Origin of the sequence: Rhizobium aethiopicum (assembly GCF_900094625.1) — a bacterium.
GTDB lineage: Bacteria > Pseudomonadota > Alphaproteobacteria > Rhizobiales > Rhizobiaceae > Rhizobium > Rhizobium aethiopicum.
This window is the reverse complement of the sequence record NZ_FMAJ01000039.1, coordinates 1-17670: the sequence shown is the minus strand read 5'-3', so window position 1 is coordinate 17670 and position 17670 is coordinate 1. Positions and strand designations below refer to the sequence as shown.

At 56.8% G+C, this 17670-nt stretch carries 17 protein-coding genes and 6 pseudogenes; 10 read left to right on the top strand and 13 right to left on the bottom strand.

The features are described from left to right. Both GA0061105_RS31300 and GA0061105_RS31295 read right to left on the bottom strand, forming a co-directional pair. Window positions 1-466, bottom strand: a 466-nt coding sequence (locus tag GA0061105_RS31300) for an NAD-dependent epimerase/dehydratase family protein (RefSeq protein WP_141130266.1), incomplete at its 3' end; no start/stop codon positions are given. A 601-nt stretch (window positions 467-1067) separates the two neighbouring features. Continuing rightward, window positions 1068-2087 carry a sensor histidine kinase gene (locus tag GA0061105_RS31295; RefSeq protein WP_092755212.1) on the bottom strand — a complete coding sequence of 340 codons (1020 nt, stop codon included), beginning with the start codon at window positions 2085-2087 and terminating at the stop codon, window positions 1068-1070. A gap of 279 nt (window positions 2088-2366) precedes the next feature. Between GA0061105_RS31295 and GA0061105_RS31290 the strand changes: the two genes are divergently transcribed. Then, on the top strand, window positions 2367-2654 hold the full coding sequence (locus GA0061105_RS31290; protein ID WP_092755209.1) for a DUF1236 domain-containing protein: 288 nt from the start codon (window positions 2367-2369) through the stop codon (window positions 2652-2654). 2 nt (window positions 2655-2656) lie between these two features. On the opposite strand, the pseudogene GA0061105_RS31285 reads toward GA0061105_RS31290, so the two are convergent. Both GA0061105_RS31285 and GA0061105_RS31280 read right to left on the bottom strand, forming a co-directional pair. Next, a pseudogene (locus tag GA0061105_RS31285) lies at window positions 2657-3855 on the bottom strand (glycosyltransferase family 2 protein). Between the two features lie 164 nt (window positions 3856-4019). Continuing rightward, a complete protein-coding gene (locus GA0061105_RS31280; RefSeq protein WP_092755206.1) occupies window positions 4020-4301 on the bottom strand; it encodes a DUF982 domain-containing protein in 282 nt (93 codons plus the stop codon). 274 nt (window positions 4302-4575) lie between these two features. On the opposite strand from GA0061105_RS31280, the gene GA0061105_RS31275 reads away from it, so the two are divergent. The 4 genes from GA0061105_RS31275 to GA0061105_RS33045 all read left to right on the top strand — a co-directional run bounded on the left by GA0061105_RS31275 (window position 4576) and on the right by GA0061105_RS33045 (window position 6560). Continuing rightward, window positions 4576-4878, top strand: a complete 303-nt coding sequence (locus GA0061105_RS31275; protein ID WP_092755203.1) for a BON domain-containing protein — start codon at window positions 4576-4578, stop codon at window positions 4876-4878. A gap of 109 nt (window positions 4879-4987) precedes the next feature. Then, window positions 4988-5380: a DUF1236 domain-containing protein gene (locus GA0061105_RS31270; RefSeq protein ID WP_092755224.1), complete on the top strand. Its 393-nt coding sequence runs from the start codon at window positions 4988-4990 to the stop codon at window positions 5378-5380. A gap of 104 nt (window positions 5381-5484) precedes the next feature. Then, complete coding sequence (locus GA0061105_RS31265) at window positions 5485-6354, top strand: DUF1236 domain-containing protein (protein WP_092755200.1); 870 nt, start codon at window positions 5485-5487, stop codon at window positions 6352-6354. Between the two features lie 53 nt (window positions 6355-6407). After that, a complete protein-coding gene (locus GA0061105_RS33045; protein ID WP_167358604.1) occupies window positions 6408-6560 on the top strand; it encodes a hypothetical protein in 153 nt (50 codons plus the stop codon). A gap of 288 nt (window positions 6561-6848) precedes the next feature. Here the strand turns inward: GA0061105_RS33045 and GA0061105_RS31260 are convergent. The 6 genes and pseudogenes from GA0061105_RS31260 to GA0061105_RS31240 form a co-directional block, all read right to left on the bottom strand. Next, window positions 6849-7171 (bottom strand): annotated as a pseudogene (locus tag GA0061105_RS31260) (SOS response-associated peptidase); the annotation flags it as partial. 321 nt (window positions 7172-7492) lie between these two features. Then, window positions 7493-7957 (bottom strand): Fic family protein, encoded by a 465-nt coding sequence (locus tag GA0061105_RS33685; protein WP_245304459.1) that lies wholly within the window; start codon window positions 7955-7957, stop codon window positions 7493-7495. After that, the gene (locus tag GA0061105_RS33680) at window positions 7912-8481 is read right to left on the bottom strand and encodes a Fic family protein (protein ID WP_245304458.1); all 570 of its coding nucleotides are present in this window, start codon (window positions 8479-8481) and stop codon (window positions 7912-7914) included. Before GA0061105_RS33680 ends, GA0061105_RS33685 begins: the two co-directional genes overlap by 46 nt. Before the next feature lie 183 nt (window positions 8482-8664). Further along, a pseudogene (locus GA0061105_RS31250) lies at window positions 8665-8892 on the bottom strand (DUF736 domain-containing protein); the annotation flags it as partial. Between the two features lie 296 nt (window positions 8893-9188). After that, the gene (locus GA0061105_RS31245; protein ID WP_245304457.1) at window positions 9189-9380 is read right to left on the bottom strand and encodes an acetyltransferase; all 192 of its coding nucleotides are present in this window, start codon (window positions 9378-9380) and stop codon (window positions 9189-9191) included. A 639-nt stretch (window positions 9381-10019) separates the two neighbouring features. Further along, on the bottom strand, window positions 10020-10214 hold the full coding sequence (locus tag GA0061105_RS31240; RefSeq protein WP_167358603.1) for a hypothetical protein: 195 nt from the start codon (window positions 10212-10214) through the stop codon (window positions 10020-10022). 926 nt (window positions 10215-11140) lie between these two features. On the opposite strand from GA0061105_RS31240, the pseudogene GA0061105_RS31230 reads away from it, so the two are divergent. Next, window positions 11141-11323: pseudogene (locus GA0061105_RS31230) on the top strand (DUF1236 domain-containing protein); the annotation flags it as partial. 525 nt (window positions 11324-11848) lie between these two features. Here the strand turns inward: GA0061105_RS31230 and GA0061105_RS31225 are convergent. Next, the gene (locus tag GA0061105_RS31225) at window positions 11849-13684 is read right to left on the bottom strand and encodes a HAMP domain-containing methyl-accepting chemotaxis protein (RefSeq protein ID WP_092755196.1); all 1836 of its coding nucleotides are present in this window, start codon (window positions 13682-13684) and stop codon (window positions 11849-11851) included. Window positions 13685-14345: 661 nt separating this feature from the next. On the opposite strand from GA0061105_RS31225, the gene GA0061105_RS31220 reads away from it, so the two are divergent. After that, window positions 14346-14549: a cold-shock protein gene (locus GA0061105_RS31220; RefSeq protein WP_064710235.1), complete on the top strand. Its 204-nt coding sequence runs from the start codon at window positions 14346-14348 to the stop codon at window positions 14547-14549. 884 nt (window positions 14550-15433) lie between these two features. Next, window positions 15434-15541 (top strand): annotated as a pseudogene (locus GA0061105_RS33670) (cupin domain-containing protein); the annotation flags it as partial. A 255-nt stretch (window positions 15542-15796) separates the two neighbouring features. Here the strand turns inward: GA0061105_RS33670 and aqpZ are convergent. Beyond that, the gene (aqpZ, locus tag GA0061105_RS31210) at window positions 15797-16522 is read right to left on the bottom strand and encodes an aquaporin Z (protein ID WP_092755193.1); all 726 of its coding nucleotides are present in this window, start codon (window positions 16520-16522) and stop codon (window positions 15797-15799) included. A 105-nt stretch (window positions 16523-16627) separates the two neighbouring features. On the opposite strand from aqpZ, the pseudogene GA0061105_RS33665 reads away from it, so the two are divergent. Then, a pseudogene (locus tag GA0061105_RS33665) lies at window positions 16628-16807 on the top strand (adenylate/guanylate cyclase domain-containing protein); the annotation flags it as partial. Window positions 16808-16830: 23 nt separating this feature from the next. Here the strand turns inward: GA0061105_RS33665 and GA0061105_RS31200 are convergent. Continuing rightward, entirely contained in the window at window positions 16831-17490 is a 660-nt protein-coding gene (locus GA0061105_RS31200) for an EamA family transporter (RefSeq protein ID WP_092755215.1), read from the bottom strand. On the opposite strand from GA0061105_RS31200, the gene GA0061105_RS33135 reads away from it, so the two are divergent. Continuing rightward, window positions 17471-17670: hypothetical protein (locus tag GA0061105_RS33135; protein WP_208601720.1), on the top strand; the 200-nt coding region annotated here is incomplete at its 3' end. The genes GA0061105_RS31200 and GA0061105_RS33135 overlap by 20 nt on opposite strands.

Genomic DNA, 17670 nt, shown 5'->3' with positions numbered 1-17670 from the left:
GCAGCGATTCTGTGCAGCGCTTGCTCTCGTCGTAGGACGAGCGCGGCCCGGTACAGTCAACCTGGCCCTTGTAGGATTCCGGCTGCGGCGACACCAGCGGGTCGCCATAAACTTCGGAAGATGAGGTGAAACCGAAACGGCCGCCCTTCTTCAGGAGGTCGAGAAGCCGCATTGCCCCGAGGAGATTGGCGGAAATCGTTCGCTTCGGCTCCTTCATATACCAGGGCGGCGATGCGGGAGAGGCAAGATGGTAGATTTCGTCGAATTTTTCGGAGGTCTGCAGGGTTTCGACGTCGGATTTCACGAAGTGGAAACGGGGGTCCTTGATGTGCTCGATATTCTCGAAAAGTCCGGTCCAGAGGTTATCGACAACGACAAGTTTCTGAACGTCTGTCCGGAGCAGAAGTCGATCGCACAGATGCGACCCAATAAAACCAGCTCCGCCTGAAATCAATACAGTTTTCATTTACATTGCCCCTGATGACTTCAAGAAGGTAAAGGTTAACTATTGCTGCAGATTTACATGATTTGCTCTCACGAAAACATACTGCCAGGGGAATAGTCCTTCCTCGCCCCTAAGCTATCGATCCTTCGCAATTGCGGCTACAGCATGGCGGTCGATGAGGAAAGCATCGTGGATCGGCCACGCTGCGATCTTCCGAGGGCCGGGCGAAGGATTCATCGGTTGGGAGACGCTACTGATGGTCAAATTCATTTGCCCACTGGACAAAAAGCGCGTCACCAAGGTTCACTCGACGGCGACTATTCGATTCAGAAAAGCAAAATGCCCCGCAAAATTATACGGAGCATTTTGTATGAACGGCGCCAATGAGGGGTCGCGCCACGTGCAAGGATCGCATAGTTCTAGCGATCGTCAATTAGGCATAACTTACTATTATAATAGCAAACCTATCGGGCTGGGACCAATTCTGGTTAGTATGTTCAACGTTCTGATGATGCTTGTGCGACACGTAAACGAATTTGTCCTTGCCTTGGTTTGTCAGGTCCCACCCTTCGCCTCCGGCGCTATCTTTGAGGACCGGAAATCGCGCTGTACCTGCTTCAACTTAGGGGACATCTGCAGAGCGTTGATCTTGCAGGCGCTGGAGCGACGCATCGAGGTTGAGGATCAAGCCAGTCGCGGCATAATCAACAAAGACGTCTCCGAACGCGGATAGGCTTGAGCTAATGAGCCGGGAGCCAAAACCCGCCTTCTTGGGCGCTTCCACAACTGGACCGCCGCGTTCTCGCCAACGGAGGTCGAAGCGTTCTTCCCCGGTTTCCTCGCGCAGGGACCATCCAATTTCGATGAATCCGCCGTCAACTGACAAAGCCCCGTACTTTGTAGCGTTCGTGATGAGCTCGTGCAGCACGAGAGCGAAGGCTAACGTTGCCTGAGGATTCAGTTTGACCGTTGGGCCTCCTGCCCTAACACGATCCGGCCCAATGCCTAGATTGGCCACGGTTGCCTCGACCATAGTGTCCATGCTCGCGGACTGCCAGTTCCTTTGGAGCAGGATGTCATGCGCGCTTGCGTAAGCGTTAATCCGCGCCAAGATAGACTGCTCCGCGTCCTCCATGCTGACCGCGCTTCTGAACGACTGGTTGATAATGGCCTGAACAACGGTAAGCGTGTTCTTTATGCGGTGGGAGAGCTCGTGCATCAGGAGGAGCTGCCGCTCCTCACTCTCTCGCTGCTCGGTTCGATCCCTGAGGATCTTCACGAAGCCCTCGATCTTGCCGTCGTCCGACCTTAAGGCCATCATCTGGCCGGATGCCCACAATAACGACCCGTCGTTTCGAACATGCCAGCGCTCATCATTCCCATGACCTTCAGTCAAAGCGGCCGTCATTTCCCGTTGAGGAACTCCCGTCTTCCGGTCTGCCGGCGTAAAAATTACGCTGATGGGCTGTCCAATGATTTCAGTCTCGTCCCATCCGAGGATCCGGCGCGCACCCTCGTTCCAGGTCGTCACCCGGTAATCAAGATCGACGGAGATGATTGCATATTCGATGGCACTTTGGAGAATGGCTTCTAGGAAGCGTTCTCGAGCCCGACACGAATTGGCATAGGGGTTGATGATCATGTTGCGCCTCATCCATCAGGCCACAAGCGGATGACCCTACCTCGATCCTATAATGAACGCTCCCGCATTACCATTGAACCCGTATGTTCGCGTAACACCGTTCCCCAGAGAGCCGTTCCCCAAAGGTCCAGCTGGTCGCCGATCACCGTCGCTAGAAAAAGGCATTGTCGACAAACCGAGGCGGAGCTGGCTAGTCGAACATCCCGCGGGCATGCCGTTCAGCGGAGGAACTTTATCCTGACGGTAGCGTTTTGACGGGACATTCAAAAGGAGGATAACATGAAAGTATTAGTCGCCACTGCCGTATCGCTGTTTCTGTCGCTTGGGGGAGCCGCGGTCGCCCAAACCGCGACGGTCGTCGTTCCTGGCGAGGTCAAAACCTATGTCATGAAACAGGAAACGCCATCCGTCACGTTTGAAGGCGACGTCGCTGTCGGTACGACCCTGCCTGACACAGTCGAAATTCACACAATCCCCGATCAACCTGATTACGGCTATGTGGTCGTTAACAAAAAGCGTGTGCTGGTAAATCCAAAGACGCGCGCGGTGATCGAGGTCGTTCAATAACTTCAAAAGATCGCGGGCCTGCTTCCAAGGGCTCGCGATTCGTTTATCATTGGACCTTCCGACACATTAGCTCTTCTTCGCTCGAAAAGAGTTGAGCTCAGGATCGCATCCACGGCAGCCAGTCGGTTCAGCTGACGTCGTAGCCGAGGGGTCTCCTCCGTGCATTCAGGAAATGAGGTAGTGATTAGATCGTCGAATTTCGACCTATTCATCCGGGGTGACGCTTCATCATTTGCTGTAGTGTTCCCGAGACGAAGATAGCGTTGTATCCCACTCAGACCCTTCTGAAGTACAAGCCGAACAACGAAACGCGGATCGCTCAGCAAGATCGACCAAATAGTGGCGAGTGATAGAGATGTTGTCCGAGCCTGGCGGAATTCCCAGAACGCATATTTTTGGGTCGCGTCAATTGCACTTCGAATTGCGTACCTGGGGAGACCCGGATTTGCGGCGATAGAACGCCTAACGACTTCCAAAGCACTTTTCCCAACTGCAGGTGATTGGACGACATACTGCCGGAATGCTTTCGATATCCCACCAGCCGTTCTGGAACGACTTCGATGAAGTAGCGTGACGCCAGTTTGAGCTCGAAATCCAGGTCTTCGCAGCCTCCAATACCGGCTGCTGCATATGAGCTATCAAATCCACCTAGCTCAAGCGCAACGTGTCGTCGGACGAGGAGCGCGCTGCCGTTGCCTATAAACTTGAAATTCAGATGCCGGGCATAGATAAATCCTCTTGCGCCATCGGAACTGCCTCCCTGAATGATCTCGTCCTTCTCGTTAATGAGGTAATGCAGCGCGTAGACCGCAGCCCAACGCGAGGACAACCGATTGAGAGCGGCCACCTGCTTTTCGATTTTCGTCCGATGCCAGAGATCGTCGGCGTCAAGAAAGGCCAGAAATCGGCCCGATGATGCCTCGATCCCGGTATTCCTCGCCGCGGCCACACCTCGATTGGACGTGCTCAGGAGACGGATTCGTGGGTCCGACATCGCTACCCGTCCGACAAGTTTTGCCGTGTCGTCCGTTGAACCGTCATTGACAACGATAATCTCCAGGGCGGTATAGGTCTGGCAGATAGCGGACCGAAGCGTGCGTTCAATATAGGCGGAAGCGTTGAAGGCAGGAATGACTACTGAAACCAAGGAATGGTCAGAATAAAAACTCGCTCTTCGATCCTCGGCTACATCTGGAAGCATTGCAGATCTCTCGCCACGTCAACGACCAAGGCACTGTTCGTTCAGACGAAGGGATTCATTTTCTTTTGCTGCGGTCTCTTACATTCACTTCGGAGGGGTTAAACTTCAACACCCTATTAAGTTGGATGGTATCACTCAATACGGATGCACCCTTGCAAGGTCCATCAGTGGACGAAAGCCGCTACAGGAATGCCGGCTTCCTCCGCAGCGCGGATTAATGCGGCGCGCGCTGTTTTGGCCGGGATATTGCCTTGGATGGCGTCCAGGCAAGTTTTTACCGCTGCAATATATTCCTTACCGTCGTCTATCGGCCAAGCCGCGATAAGGGCGTCGGCAACCTCCCTCAGGGAACGAACTGCCGTGGGCTGTTCCCTGCCGCTGACAATAAGCATCAGCGGAGCGAAGTCATCGCTCCTGTACCAGCTCACGATTCCTACTCGCTGCATTGCTGATCGTCCCTCTTCGAAGAATGCCTTCCCACCTGCCGCGAACTCCGGCTCAAAATGGATCGGCGCGGTGTAGCGTCATCAGGGAGGTTCTGACTGGATCAGCTACGACGACCGAACCTCCCTGATGTCCTTTCAACAAGGATCAGAAAAATCTAATGGAGATCGCGCCGGGGGAAAGAGGGACCTTAGTCGGACTGGTGGCCGCCGATCCCCGGCTCATATAGTTCTGAGGTAACGTGAAGGTCCGTGGAGGGGCGGACAGGGGGAGACTATGAAATTCGGCCCTGACAACTACAACCACGAAGAGCGCTGCTCGCAAGGCCATAGTTCAGCATCGACGATCGCCACGATCGAAGCAACCCTTTCAGCCGATCCAGACATTGATAGCAGTGCCATCGAGGTCAGGATGCTCGGCCCTGTCGCGCTGCTCGAAGGCTACATAACCAAACCTGCCGACCGCGAGAAAGCCATCGCGCTTGCCGCGATGATCGTCGGCTCGGAGAACGTCCAAGACCGATTGCTGAGCCACTTTCCCACCCAGCAGCCGTATCCAAAAATGGACCAAAATGGGTAAGACTAAGGTCTGGATGCGCCCCGGCATCAAGTCTGAGATCTGGAACAACTCCTCCATCATGAGGGTTTGGCTCTGCAGCGGAACCAACCGCATCGAAGGAGGAAAACACATGAATATCAAATCAGTAGGGATCGCAGCGGGTATCTTGCTGGCGTCCGCATCTGCTTTTGCCCAATCCTCGACGGTCAACGGTGCTGCCGGCGGCGCAGTCACCGGAGCCATCGTCGGCGGTCCTGCTGGCGCAGCTATTGGCGGCGTTGCGGGCGCCGTCATCGGCACAGCAATCGATCCGCCGCCGCAGAAGGTGGTGACCTATGTTCAGCAGGCTCCCGCCCCCAAACGGGTCGTAGTGAAGCAGAAAGTGGTCGTCGGAGAGCCTCTTCCGGAGACGGTCGTGGTGACGCCGGTTCCCGATGATCCGAAATACGCATATGCGATCGTCAACGACCAGCGCGTGATCGTTGAACCTTCCTCACGGAAGGTCATCCAGATCATCCAGTGACCCAAGGCGGCGCGGCCGCCCTCCTTCCAACATAGATCGCACGCTTGTGGCTCCGAGAATGCGGGGCGGCATTGCGTGTGTGTTCGAACCTTGGAGACTGAATTATGAAAAGCAACCATCTCACCATGCTTGTCGCAGCGCTGTCCCTCAGCGTCTCGCCGCTTGCGACGCTGCCGGCCGTGGCCCAGCAGGACACCACCAAGAGCAGCGGCCAGACCGAGTCCGGTTCTCAAAGCACGGACTCCGGTTCGCAGGCCGGCTCCGGCAAGACCGGCACAGACTGCACTCCCGACGCCACGGGAGCCTGCCCGCAAGGCAAAGATCAGTCATCGCAGCAGAAATCCGGCAGTTCGGACACGCAGAAGAGCGCTGAGCAGCCTTCGACCGATAGCTCGACGAGCGGAACTGCCTCCGGGAAGGCTTCGACGCAAACCGAGCCAGGATCGCAGGACGCCAGCGGCGGCGCCACGACCGAACAGAAGCCGGCCGCCAAGTCCGGCACTACCGATAACAGCGGTTCGGCCACTACCGGCACGAAGAGCAGCACGCAAAATGCCAAACCTGCCGAAGGCGCGAGCGGCGGCGCCAGCACGCAGAGCGGGGATGCAACCAAGCAGTCGACCGATCAGAATGCGACGACGACAAACAAGAGTTCGTCCGAAACCAACGTCAACAACAATACCACGACGAACAAGCAGACTTCGAACACTACCAACGTCAACATCTCGGTCGAACAACAGACCGAAATTCGAACGGTCGTGAAGGAGGTCCACGTCGAGCCGGTGAAGGACGTAGACTTCACGGTCTCCGTTGGAGTGAAGATCCCGAAGAAGGTCCGGCTTGAACCGCTGCCGCCGCGCATAGTCAAAATCGTTCCGCAATATGAGGGCTACCGCTTCTTCATCCTTGCGGACGGCCGCATAGTCATCGTCGATCCCGATGCCCTGACGATTATCTACATAATCGAGACTTAACCGGCACACTGTCCGGTGGCGCGTTTCGCGCCGCCGGACCGCAGGAGCAATCAATGATCTACCATGAAGATAAGTCGTCCGGTCTCGCCTTTCCCATCATCGTCATCCTAATCGCCATTATCGCTATTATCGGCACTCTGGCGCTGTCATCAGGACATCAAGAATCGGCTCGGGTGTGGGTTCCTGTTCGCTCGGCAGGGCCTTGATCATTCCCATATGCGCCCCTGCGCTGTGCCTCTGGCGATCAACACAATATTGGCCGGCACCTCCCCCAACGGAGGACGATTTCTTACGGCACGTTTGCGAAAGATGTCTCGATGCGGACGGGCAGCCTTGCCCCGATGTCGAGCGAGCAAGAACCCAAGATGCCCCGCAAACTGCGCGGGGCATTTTGTGTTACCCGTGCCGCCAACCGGAGGGGACGCGGCACATGGAAGGATGACATGGTTCTAAAGATATTCAATTAGCCTTAACTTGCTAATCTTTCTGTTGAATTATGTCGCTCTGAGATCAACTCGATTGATAATGTCCGGCCCAGCGTTCCTGAAGTTGCTTACGCGGCGGGTAACCGGCCACATCGTCATCGCCTCGGCATCGAACGGCTTCATCAGGTCGGAGGGATCCGGCTCGTCGGACATCCAGCGCTCATAGTCCTTCCGATGGAGAATAACGGGCATGCGATCCCGGATCGCTGCCATCATTTTGTTCGGTGCGCAGGTGACGATAGCGAAGTTGCGGATATCTATGCCGGCGGGGTGGTGCCAGATTTCCATAGGCCTGCCAAAGCGAAGGGCGATCCATCCTTCAATCGGGCCGCGCCCTTCGCGGCCTCGATGACAGTCGCAAGGACCATGGACGAACGGACCCCACCCGAAGGGCCGGAACAGCGTGAAGGGCGGCCGGGAGGAATTTTGTTGAACCGCAAGGAATGGCGGCGCAGCCACAGGGGAAGAACGTTCCGGACGGGCGTTGCGGCAAGACGACTGAGGCGCGAAGCCGCCCTCCGGTCAGACATGCCTCATCGAGCCCGCAGAGGAGCGTCACCCACAGGCTGAAAGGAATTTGGCCGTGGCAAGCCGCACATCGTCAATGACAGTGCGGATATCGGCTCATGACCGAACGCCAGTTTCGATGCTGTTTAGCTCAGGCCATACCAGGTTCCGCGACCCGCTCCGTGCAGGGTCAGATGTCCCTGCTCGGTCAATACACGCAGGTGATCCTTGATCGTGTTCCGGCTCGCCCCCGTCGCATTGGCGGCGTCCATAACAGTCACCCTCCCGCGCTCACGCGCCAGTTCGAGAATCGCAACGGAAAGCTCCGGCAAGTCGCCAAGGAGGATACGCTCGCGCTCGATTTTGCGCTCCAAACGCTGCTTCTGGCGCTGGAGGCTTCTCAGGAAGAATTCGATCCACGGGTTCCAATCCTGCTGATCAGTGCGAATCGTGCCCTGTGTGCGGCGTAGCGCGAGATAATAGGCCTCCTTGCTCTGCTCGATGACGCTTTCGAGCGAACTGTATGGCACATATGCATAACCAGCCCGAAGAAGCAGCAATGTCGTCAGAGCCCGCGACAGGCGGCCATTGCCGTCCTGGAATGGATGGATTTCCAGAAAACAACTACAAAGACCGCGGCGATGAGCAAGGAATGAAAAGTGCCATCCTTCTCTTGAGCCTGTTGCCAGGCCACAAGATCGGCCATCCGACCGGGCGTATCGCAGGGCGATGCAGTTTCGAAGACAATACCCAAGCTGCGACCGTCTTCATCGAAGGCCTCCACATTGTTGGACAATGTCTTCCAATTTCCGCGGTGCCGTTCATCCTTTGTCGAATGGGCGAGGAGATCACGGTGCAGTTGGCGGATATGATTTTCGTTGAGCGGGATGGAGTCGAAGGCTGCGAAAATAGTCTCCATTACCGCAGCATAGCCTGCGACCTCCTGCTCGTCGCGGCTGGCAAATGAGCCGATGCGCAGATTCGAGAGCAACCTTTCGACTTCACGGTCTGTTAGTTTTGCGCCTTCGATGGCGGGTCGACGAACCGATGCTCTCGATCTTTGCAACCCGCCGCAAGCTTGAGAGTCGATCTGGGGCGATACGCCCCAATGCACGCCAGGCACCTTTGAACTCATCGATCTCGGGCGATCAGTGACAAAATCTCAGGCGTGATCCGCAATTTTGAAAGGTCGAGCACCGGCAGCCATTGTCCCATCCATTACCATCCAAACGGGTATGGCATAGCCGCATCCATTAATCCATCCATTTCCATCCAATGCCGCATACCGAGGCATTGGTGGGGCGGGCTCTGTTGCTCCTCAGTCCCGATTCGGGCGGGACCAGATGAGCTGGTAGCCGTCTTCGGTCATCGACTTCCGTCAGCGCCGTGTCGATCGGAGCCGGGAAGCTCGGGTCGTCGAGCTTGACGAGAGGTAGTCGCGGTCGTTCTCGGTGGAGCGCTTCTGCCAGGCGGCGCCAAGCTCGACGTCGCCGGCGTAGATGCGGTAGTGCGGGCCCTTGTCTGAGGGATTTTCGCCGCAGGCGATGAGGCCCGATTGCCAGATCGCTTGAAGTGTTCCGCAGCGTGGGTCCCTGCCCCGAACATCGTCCTCGATCTTGTATCCCTAAGACGAATGAACTCGTCCCTAGTGAGCGCAGGAAGCCTCTGATTTATCCCTACCGCCTCCATTGGTGTGTTGTCTGTGATCGCGACGCGTGTATGAAGTGGCGATTGAACTCCCGTTACCCTTCGCAGTTGAAGGGATTAGAACTCGAGGCACCCATTTAATGTTGGGGAACCTTTTGCCGAAAATCCAGCGAGTTGGGACGAGATAGAATGCAGTCAACCGAAAGGATTCAGCGCGTTATTGAGGTCATGCAATCCGACCATCAGCATCATGGGGTCGGAAGGAGAAGACAGAAAGCCGACGGCCCCGTAGAAGGCCCGTGCGTCATCTGAAATCCCATGAACGAGCATACCTCGAATGCCAAGTACTTCAGCGGCATTGAGCAGGCGCAGGCCCGCGTCGCGCAATCCAAGCTCTTAAAAGGATCGAACCATCGACCACACGTTTCCCCCGTGCGGCGAAGACCGACACCGCCGGGGGTTTGCCTGCGTTAGCGCACTCAGGAACTCGGTAACGACGATAAGTCGTCGAAACTATCAAGACGGCATCCAAGATGTGTGGAGGCTCTCGTCAATCTTGCGCTTTGCAAGGCCACCCTATCAGGAACAATCGCAAGGGCCCACGCGTTATAGATTCAGTCGGGCGTAAGCGTAATCGGAGCGTGGCGCTCTCCCCATCCCTCGGGTAGCCGAGGTTGCTTCCAGCCTTCGAGCTGTGACGCGGGGTTCGAATCCCTGCCCCGACAACGACATTCGATAAAATCGAACAAAGCCTGCGATTTCTCGTCGGCTGCCTCAGCCTGACCTCGACACGGCACCCCTTCTTCGAGGTATGCCTGATCCCTCGCCATCGAACGGGCCGCCTTAACGAGTTTCGATCCGATCCCGTCGCAACGGTCGGGCGGGCACTGCCCGGTTATCCGCGACGGCGAGGGGGATGTCCGCTCCTTCCGAAGTCAGTGCGATCTCCACGCTCCCACCATCGCGGGAAAGCGTACTTGGAGGCGTTCGAAGTGCCTTCGGAATGGCGATCAGAGTTTAAGCCACTCAGTGCGAGGTGGTCGCACGACCGCTGGAGGCGAGATGCTCTGTTATGGCGCGCCGGATTTCGGTAACCGTGTCGAAGAGCCTGTTGTCCAGGTCGATGACATTGAAGCGGACAGCGATGAATTTGAGACGGCTTTCGACAGGGACCGCGATCCCGACTTCCTGGCCATTGAATACGACAGCTTGCTTTTGCATAACAAACCTCGGGCGCACCACACGGAGCACCATCTTAGAAAAGTGGAACAAAGGGTTTACGACGCGTCAGATTGCCGTCCTAGGTCCGTATCGGATGGAGACGAGATCATTGCGAAGAAACGAAGTCGGACAAACAACGTCATCATCCTCCCTCAAGCGAGTTCAAACGACCGCTGAGTATCGCCGGCAAGGGCGCCGATATTTCGAAACTCCGCTGTAAAAAATGTAGGCGAGAAACTTCGAGTAAGCAACTGATTTCTGTTATGATTTAGCATTTTGAATCGTATGACAATTACCGCAGGTGCGAAGTAATAAATGATGTACGTTCGTCCGGCCCACGCCGACCGGTAGTCGTCTAAGATTACGACACGTGAGAAACCGTTGGGCGGAGTTCAGTGAACAACCTCACACGGGACTAGGGCTTCTTCCGCAGCGAGAATGAGGGCGGTTCGCGCTACGTTTGCCGATATTGCCCTGGATGGCATCAAGGTGCTTTTACGCCACAATGTATTCCTCGTCATCGTCGCTCGGCCACGCGACCATGAGGCGTCGGCAACATCAGCGACAGATCGAATCATTTGTGTGGTGCTTCTTCTTACCGCTCAGAACCAGCAGGAGAGGAGCGAAGTCTCCGCTCCGGTACCAATCCACTGTACCGGCCCGCATGTAAAGTCGCCTTTACTCGAAAGATGCATTATCCATCTGCCGCGAAGCTCGGTCTCCCAGCGTGGACCGCAACTTTGCGCATCACCAGGGAGGTCTCTGACTAGAGGTTACCACAACGCACAAAACCTCCCTGGCGTCCTTTCAACAAGGATCATAGGAATCTAGAGTTGGCGAAGCAAAGGGAAAGCGGGACCTAAGTCGGATTGGCTACCTGAGGCCCCCTCTCATATGCGGGATGACAACGCCGGCGAGCTGGCTTTCAGCAGGCCGCCCCGACCAAACGCGTCGTGGTGAAGGAGAAGGTCGTCGTCGGACAGCCCCTGCCGGAGACCGTCGTCGTGACGCCGGTTCCCGATGATCCGAGATATGGATACGCGATCGTCAACGATCAGCGTGTGATCGTCGAACCTTCCTCCCGGAAGGTAATCCAGGTCATTCGGTGACCCGAGGGAAGCTCCAGCCGCCCCTTCACAAATAATCAAGACATGCATGCGGCGCAGGGAATGTGGACTGCAAGGCGTGTTTGAACCTCGGAGAATTATTATCAAGGGCAATCATATCACCATGGTCCTGGCAGCACTTTCACGCAGCGTATCGTCGCTTGCGACACCGCCAGCCGCAGCCGAGCGGACACTAAGAGCAGCGGCCAGGCCCAATCCGGTTCACGTGTCGAGGACTGAGCAAGCACTACCTTGCGGGTGGCCTTTGAAGGCTGCAATTGCCGTGCTCCCTTTGAGAGCCATTTTTCCGCAGCGAAAGACATTATCTGGCCGCAGCTGCGACGCCGGCGGACACGAGTCAAGTCGCATGAAATTGCGTATGTGCGCGGAAGAGGCACGAAATTCCGTGACGGGGTTGAAGCCAGTAGCTCACGCAGATTTTTTCCTGCTGACGCCGTTGCCCTCAGCGACAGCCGATTGCTCAGCTAAAGGTGATCGACCGCCCACCACAGCAGCCGCCACCAATGATCATGCTGCCCTGACTCGCATATCACTTGTCGTTTCAGCGAAATGGTCAGTGGCATCGCTAAGGCTGAACTGGTTGACGAGGTCACGCAGTCTGCTCGCTTCACTCGACAAGGACGCTGCCGCCGCCGTCGACTCTTCGACCATCGCCGCGTTCTGCTGAGTGGACTGGTCCATTTGATTGACGGCAGTGTTGATCTCGGCAAGTCCAGTCGACTGCTCGCGAGCGGATGTCGCGATCGCCGACATCAGCTGATTGATCTGAGCCACATGCTCGCCGATCGACTTCAGCGACTGGCCGGTTTCCAGAACAAGTTTCACGCCGGTGCCGACCTCAAAAGACGACTTTTCGATAAGCCCTTTGATCTCCTTCGCCGCAGTCGCCGCGCGCTGCGCGAGTTCGCGAACTTCCTGAGCGACAACAGCAAAGCCTTTACCTGCTTCTCCGGCCCGGGCTGCCTCCACTCCTGCATTAAGCGCCAGGAGGTTTGTCTGGAAAGCGATTTCATCGATCACGCCAATGATGTTAGAGATCTGCTCCGAGCTATCCTCGATACGTCTCATGGCCTGTTCGGCCTGAGACACGACTGCAGCTGAACGTTCAGCGCTGACATTCGCCTCCTGTGCGACGTTGCGAGCCTCGTCGGTCCGCTTTGAGGCAGTCGCAACATTGGCGGTAATCTCATCGAGAGCGGCTGCCGTCTCCTCCAGCGATGCGGCCTGCTGCTCGGTACGCTTGGAAAGATCTTGCGCACCGGATGCGATTTCGCGCGTTCCATTGTCGATGCTGTGCACCGTTTGCAGTACGGCGCCGATTGCCGTACCCAATTGTTTGAGCGATACGTTGAAGTCCTCGCGCAATTGTTCGTATTCCGCAGCAAAGGGCTCTGCCAGCTGGAAGGAGACGTCGCCGCCAGCCAGACGTCTTAATCCCTCGCCGAGCGTGGCCGTCGCGAACCGCAATTGTTGCGCTTCTCGCTCCGCACGCTCTTGTGCTGCTGCACGAATGGCCTCCGTCTGGCTCCGCGATGCCGACGCTTCCTGCTCCAATCGAAGGACATTTATGGCGTTCTGGCGAAACACTTCAACCGCTGCCGCCATCGCACCAATCTCATCGGCGCGGCCGGCGTAGGGTATCTCGCTTTGCAGATCGCCATCGGACAAAAGCTTCATGGCGGAGGCAATGCGCCGGATCGGGTTTGCGATACCGAGTACGGCAAACAGAGTGCCAGTCGAGGCAATCAGGATTGCAAGTATTGCAATCATCGCTGTAACAGTGAATGCGTGGCTTGCCGCCTCGCGACTTGCGGAGACATAAGCTTCGGTCTGATCAAGAATGAATGCCACCAAGTCGGCAATCTTCTGGCCGACCAATTCGGATTGCGGCTCCATACTATCACGGAAGAGCCTGGCTGCCTCGGCGGCTTTCCCGCTATCTTGCAGTCGGACCATTTGTTCACCGAGCTCGTCGTATTTCCTGAGCTCCGCATTCACCTGATTGACTAGCTCGCGGCCCCGCTCGGTGCGGACGCCCTTCAGATATTCTTCAATCACGCCCTCGACTGCAGTCTTCGCATCGGCGACCATCTTTGCTGCTGCAACACGTCCTTCTGTTGACGTCTCCAAAAGGTAGTGCGCATTGGCCAATTTCAGGTCGGAGAAGTTGCCTTTGATGTCCCTGGCCGTGACCAGTCTCTTCATCCAGAAGCCGCCGATTTGCTGAGTATTGTCGTTCAGCGTCGTAATCGTACTGAGGGAATTATAGGATAAGACAAGAAGGAAGGCACAGATGGCGGACAAAACGGCGATTAGGGCCTGCTTGACACTTGGGCGTTTCATTCAGCTCTCCAGCTCCAGAGGGGGCGACCACTACGGTCGGATAGCTGTAAGAGTTCGCTCGATTTTCTAATTTAGAATTAAGTTTAGGTATTTCAGCCTTCCCTGGCTCCTGTATTTACGCTACTTACAAACGACACATAGCAAAGTTCCAAGCTATGCTATCCAGGGTTTCTTCAGGTCGCTCGCCGCGAATCAGTCAGCCAAGGTGACAATGAGTTTATCCGATGAGAAGCATCGAGAGCAGCCAAGGCGCGGCCTTCTCCCTCGGCTCGATGATCTTCCTGCTTCTCGTGGAACTTTCTCTGATCCACAGTGTTTGACATGCGGATGTGCCGGGAAGCCTATTACATCCAACTTTCCATATCGCACACCTGCCCCGCGAAAATGCGGGGCATTTTTTGTACGCGCTGCAGATAAAGCGGCTTCAACAGCACGACCTTCGGCTCGGCATACGGTGAGCTGACGGAGGCCGTGACAGGGGCAGAAAAGCCTCTGCAGTTGAAAGGAAACGAACCGCCAGCCCCATCGCCTCACACCGATTTGACGAAATCGGCTCAGTGAGATTTATCTCAGACTCGGGAAGCGTTTGAGCGTTGATCGAAAGCCGTTCGGGCTATAGATTCGCCGCAACCAGTCACGCTGAAGCGAAAGAGGAAGTGTCATGCCCACCGGTACAGTCAAATTTTTCAACGATGACAAAGGATTTGGCTTCATCACGCCTGAGAATGGCGGAACAGACGTCTTCGTTCACGTGTCAGCATTGCAGCGCGGCGGCTCGCTCAGAGAAGGTGACAAGGTCAGCTACGAGCTGGGCCAAGATCGTAAGACCGGAAAATCGAAGGCGGAAAACGTATCCGTACTCTAATCACCGGACAGCGAAATTAGCCTGTGCGCGGTTTCCGAGCAGTCTAACGACTCCGAGATCGCTATACTCACTGTAAATTCCGGCTCTTCACCTTGAGCGTGTCGATGTGAAGATCAGGGATATAGATATCGCGCGACTTCACGGCCGCCCGATCCCGGGCATCGGGACTGCCTGGTGAGCCATGGGCGAACTCGTCCCCGCGCCCCATCGGAAGCTTGAACGCATCATCACGGTTACCGTTAAGAAAGCCGTCAAGAGCGCCGGAAACTCACGCAACAAGGTCGAAGCCGCAATCGACCGGCGCTGACCCGTGCGCGGATCCCGGTCTCAAGTTCAACCCGGCGGCTGCCGATCGGTCGAGTAGATGGCGACGACTTTAATCGGGAGATATGTCGGGTCGCCGCTACTCGCATCAACGCGCCATCTTCCGACTCGGTGCACTGACCGCACCGCAAGCGAGCGCCGGGGCATGAACCTTCGTTGGAAAGCGTCCGAAATAGGAGGCACTCGTCAATCTTGCGCTTTGCGATCCCCAAGACCACCCTATCAGGAAGAATCCACGAGTTAATGGTTCAGTCAGGCGTAAGCGCAATCGGAGCGTGGCGATCTCCTTATCCCTCGAATATCCGAGTTTGCTTCCAGCCTTCGAGCTGTGACGCGGAGTTCAAATCCCTGCCCCGACAACGAACTTCGATACATGCGAACGAAGCCCGGCGATTTCTCGTCGGGGCTTTGTCCCCGAAATCGAAACGGACTTCAGTCAATCGTGTGCACCGCGTTATCGTTGTGGCGCTCGCAAGTCTTTGTACGATGCTTGTCGCAGCTTTCCATCGTGTGTCAATGCGCCTGTATGCGGATCCGACGTAAAGCCGGCCGCCCAAACTGAGGAGGGCGGCACGACGAAACCCGCCGGTGACAGCTTCGTCATGAAGCCAGGTTTCGTCGGTGTTTGGCGTACGATCGAGACTGTGCGCAAGATCTACATTTGTGTTCCATGCGTTCCGCGAACTGGCCGACAGCCCAAATGCGCTTGCGCATTGCCGCCCAGACGGTCGGGCCGCTTGAAAATCTCCGCGAGGCGATGAAAACCTCTACCTGCTTAGCGGTGAAGTAGGCGCGCGAATGACGCTTCATTTAAGGAAGGCATAGAGGATATCGTCCCGCGAAAGGGGTCGCCAGACACGGCTTCTCGCACGCCGCGAAGCATCGCGACCGACGGCTTGGCCGCTCGCGATGCTTCTGGTGAGTTATTCCGCCGGAGCGGTTCCGATGACGACACCATCGGGTTCGCTGCTGAGCCAGCGGTAAAGCGCTCCGCCGATTACGCCGCCGGCGATCGGCGCCAGCCAGAACAACCACAATTGCTGAACAGCCCAGACGCCGGCGAAGACGGCGACACCCGTGCTGCGCGCCGGATTGACTGAGGTATTCGTCACATCGATGCTGATCAGATGGATGAGCGTCAGTCCGAGACCGATAGCAAGCGGCGCAAAGCCGGCAGGCGCCTTGCCGTGCGTTGAACCCATAATGATGAACAGGAACACCGCCGTCAGCACCAGTTCCGCCAGGAAGCAGGCAAACAGGCTGTATTGGCCAGGTGAATGTTCGCCGTAGCCGTTTGAAGCGAAACCCGCGAAGGGATCGAATCCGGCTTTGCCGCTGGCGATCAGGTAAAGCACGCCGCCGCCGATAACGCCCCCGACCACTTGAGCAACGATATAGGGGGCGATCTGGTTTGCCGGGAACCGCCCGCCTGCTGCGAGGCCGATCGTGACGGCCGGGTTCAAATGGCAGCCTGAGATATGTCCGATCGCGTATGCCATGGTTACGACAGTCAGGCCGAATGCCAGCGCCACTCCAAGATATCCTATTCCAACGTTCGGCAGGCCGGCCGCGATAACGGCGCTGCCGCAGCCTCCAAATGTCAGCCAGAACGTACCGATTGCTTCCGCAGTATATTTCCTCATTGTCATGGAGCTTCCCTCTCGATCGGAGATATTGCGTCGCCACGCGTGGCTGGCGCTCATCATATTACCGCCGAGAGATTGCGCGAGGCATGCCTCAGTTCGTGGCAACGCAACACGCAACTCAAGGACATCTCCGAACCGATCCGGGTCTATTCGCAGCAAGTCGGCAGCGCCGGGACCAAGCCAGCCGCGATCTTGCAAACCGCGACGAGCCAATCGAGGACGGCAACGTCGCCGAAGCTGTCGATCGCCGTCCTGCCCTTCGCCAACGTGAGCGGTGATGCCGAACAGGGCCGGTCCGGATGCGGCAGTTATCAAGCATCGGTCGGGCACCTCGACATCGTGGGTTCGGCAGTTCTCGAAGTATCCTCGCGCCCATAAAGACAAATGGCTGACGCCAGCAGCATCAGCATCATCCCGAACATACCCGCCGCGGTCAGAGTTTCGCCGGCGATCACAACGCCGACGGCGACGGCAACAATGGGTGACACGAATGCGAAGCTACCCGCACGGGCAGGGCCGATATCGCGAATAAGCTGCAGGTAGATGCTGTAGCCGATCAGCGATCCGAAGAGGACAAGAAACACCCAACTCGCGACTGCCTGCCAGCTCCACGGTGTCATCAAACTCGCCGCTGCTTCGGGCTCGAAAAACAGTGCACTCAACAACAGGCCTCCACCTCCGATGAGCGTCGTGTAGCCGGACACGAGGGTGCTGCCGTGGCGGGTGATCAAAGGCTTCGCCAAGACCGATCCCCAGGCAGACGATACCGCACTCCAGCTAATCGCGAGTAATCCTACAAGCGCGGTCGTGCCGGAGAGGCTGGTGATGGTGATCGAGGGTGAAAACAGGAATTGTCTCTCAAATCTATGCTTTACTGCAGGGGAAGCTGGGACACGAGCCCCGGGATGGCCATCCCGGGGCTCGTGCGGCAAAGCGCCCGTACAGGAATAGGTGTCAACGACCGACCTCATGAAGGGACTTTGCCGCTCCAGCTTCGCATCGCTTGCTGACTTGAATGGGCTATCCGAAGGACACGCCCGCAGACAATTCGAAGCATGGAACCCAATTATGATGGCAGAACCCCATGAAATCCAGTCCGCCCTCGGCCTGGACGTTTCCTGCAATTCCGTCACCTTGTTCGACAGCCGCAC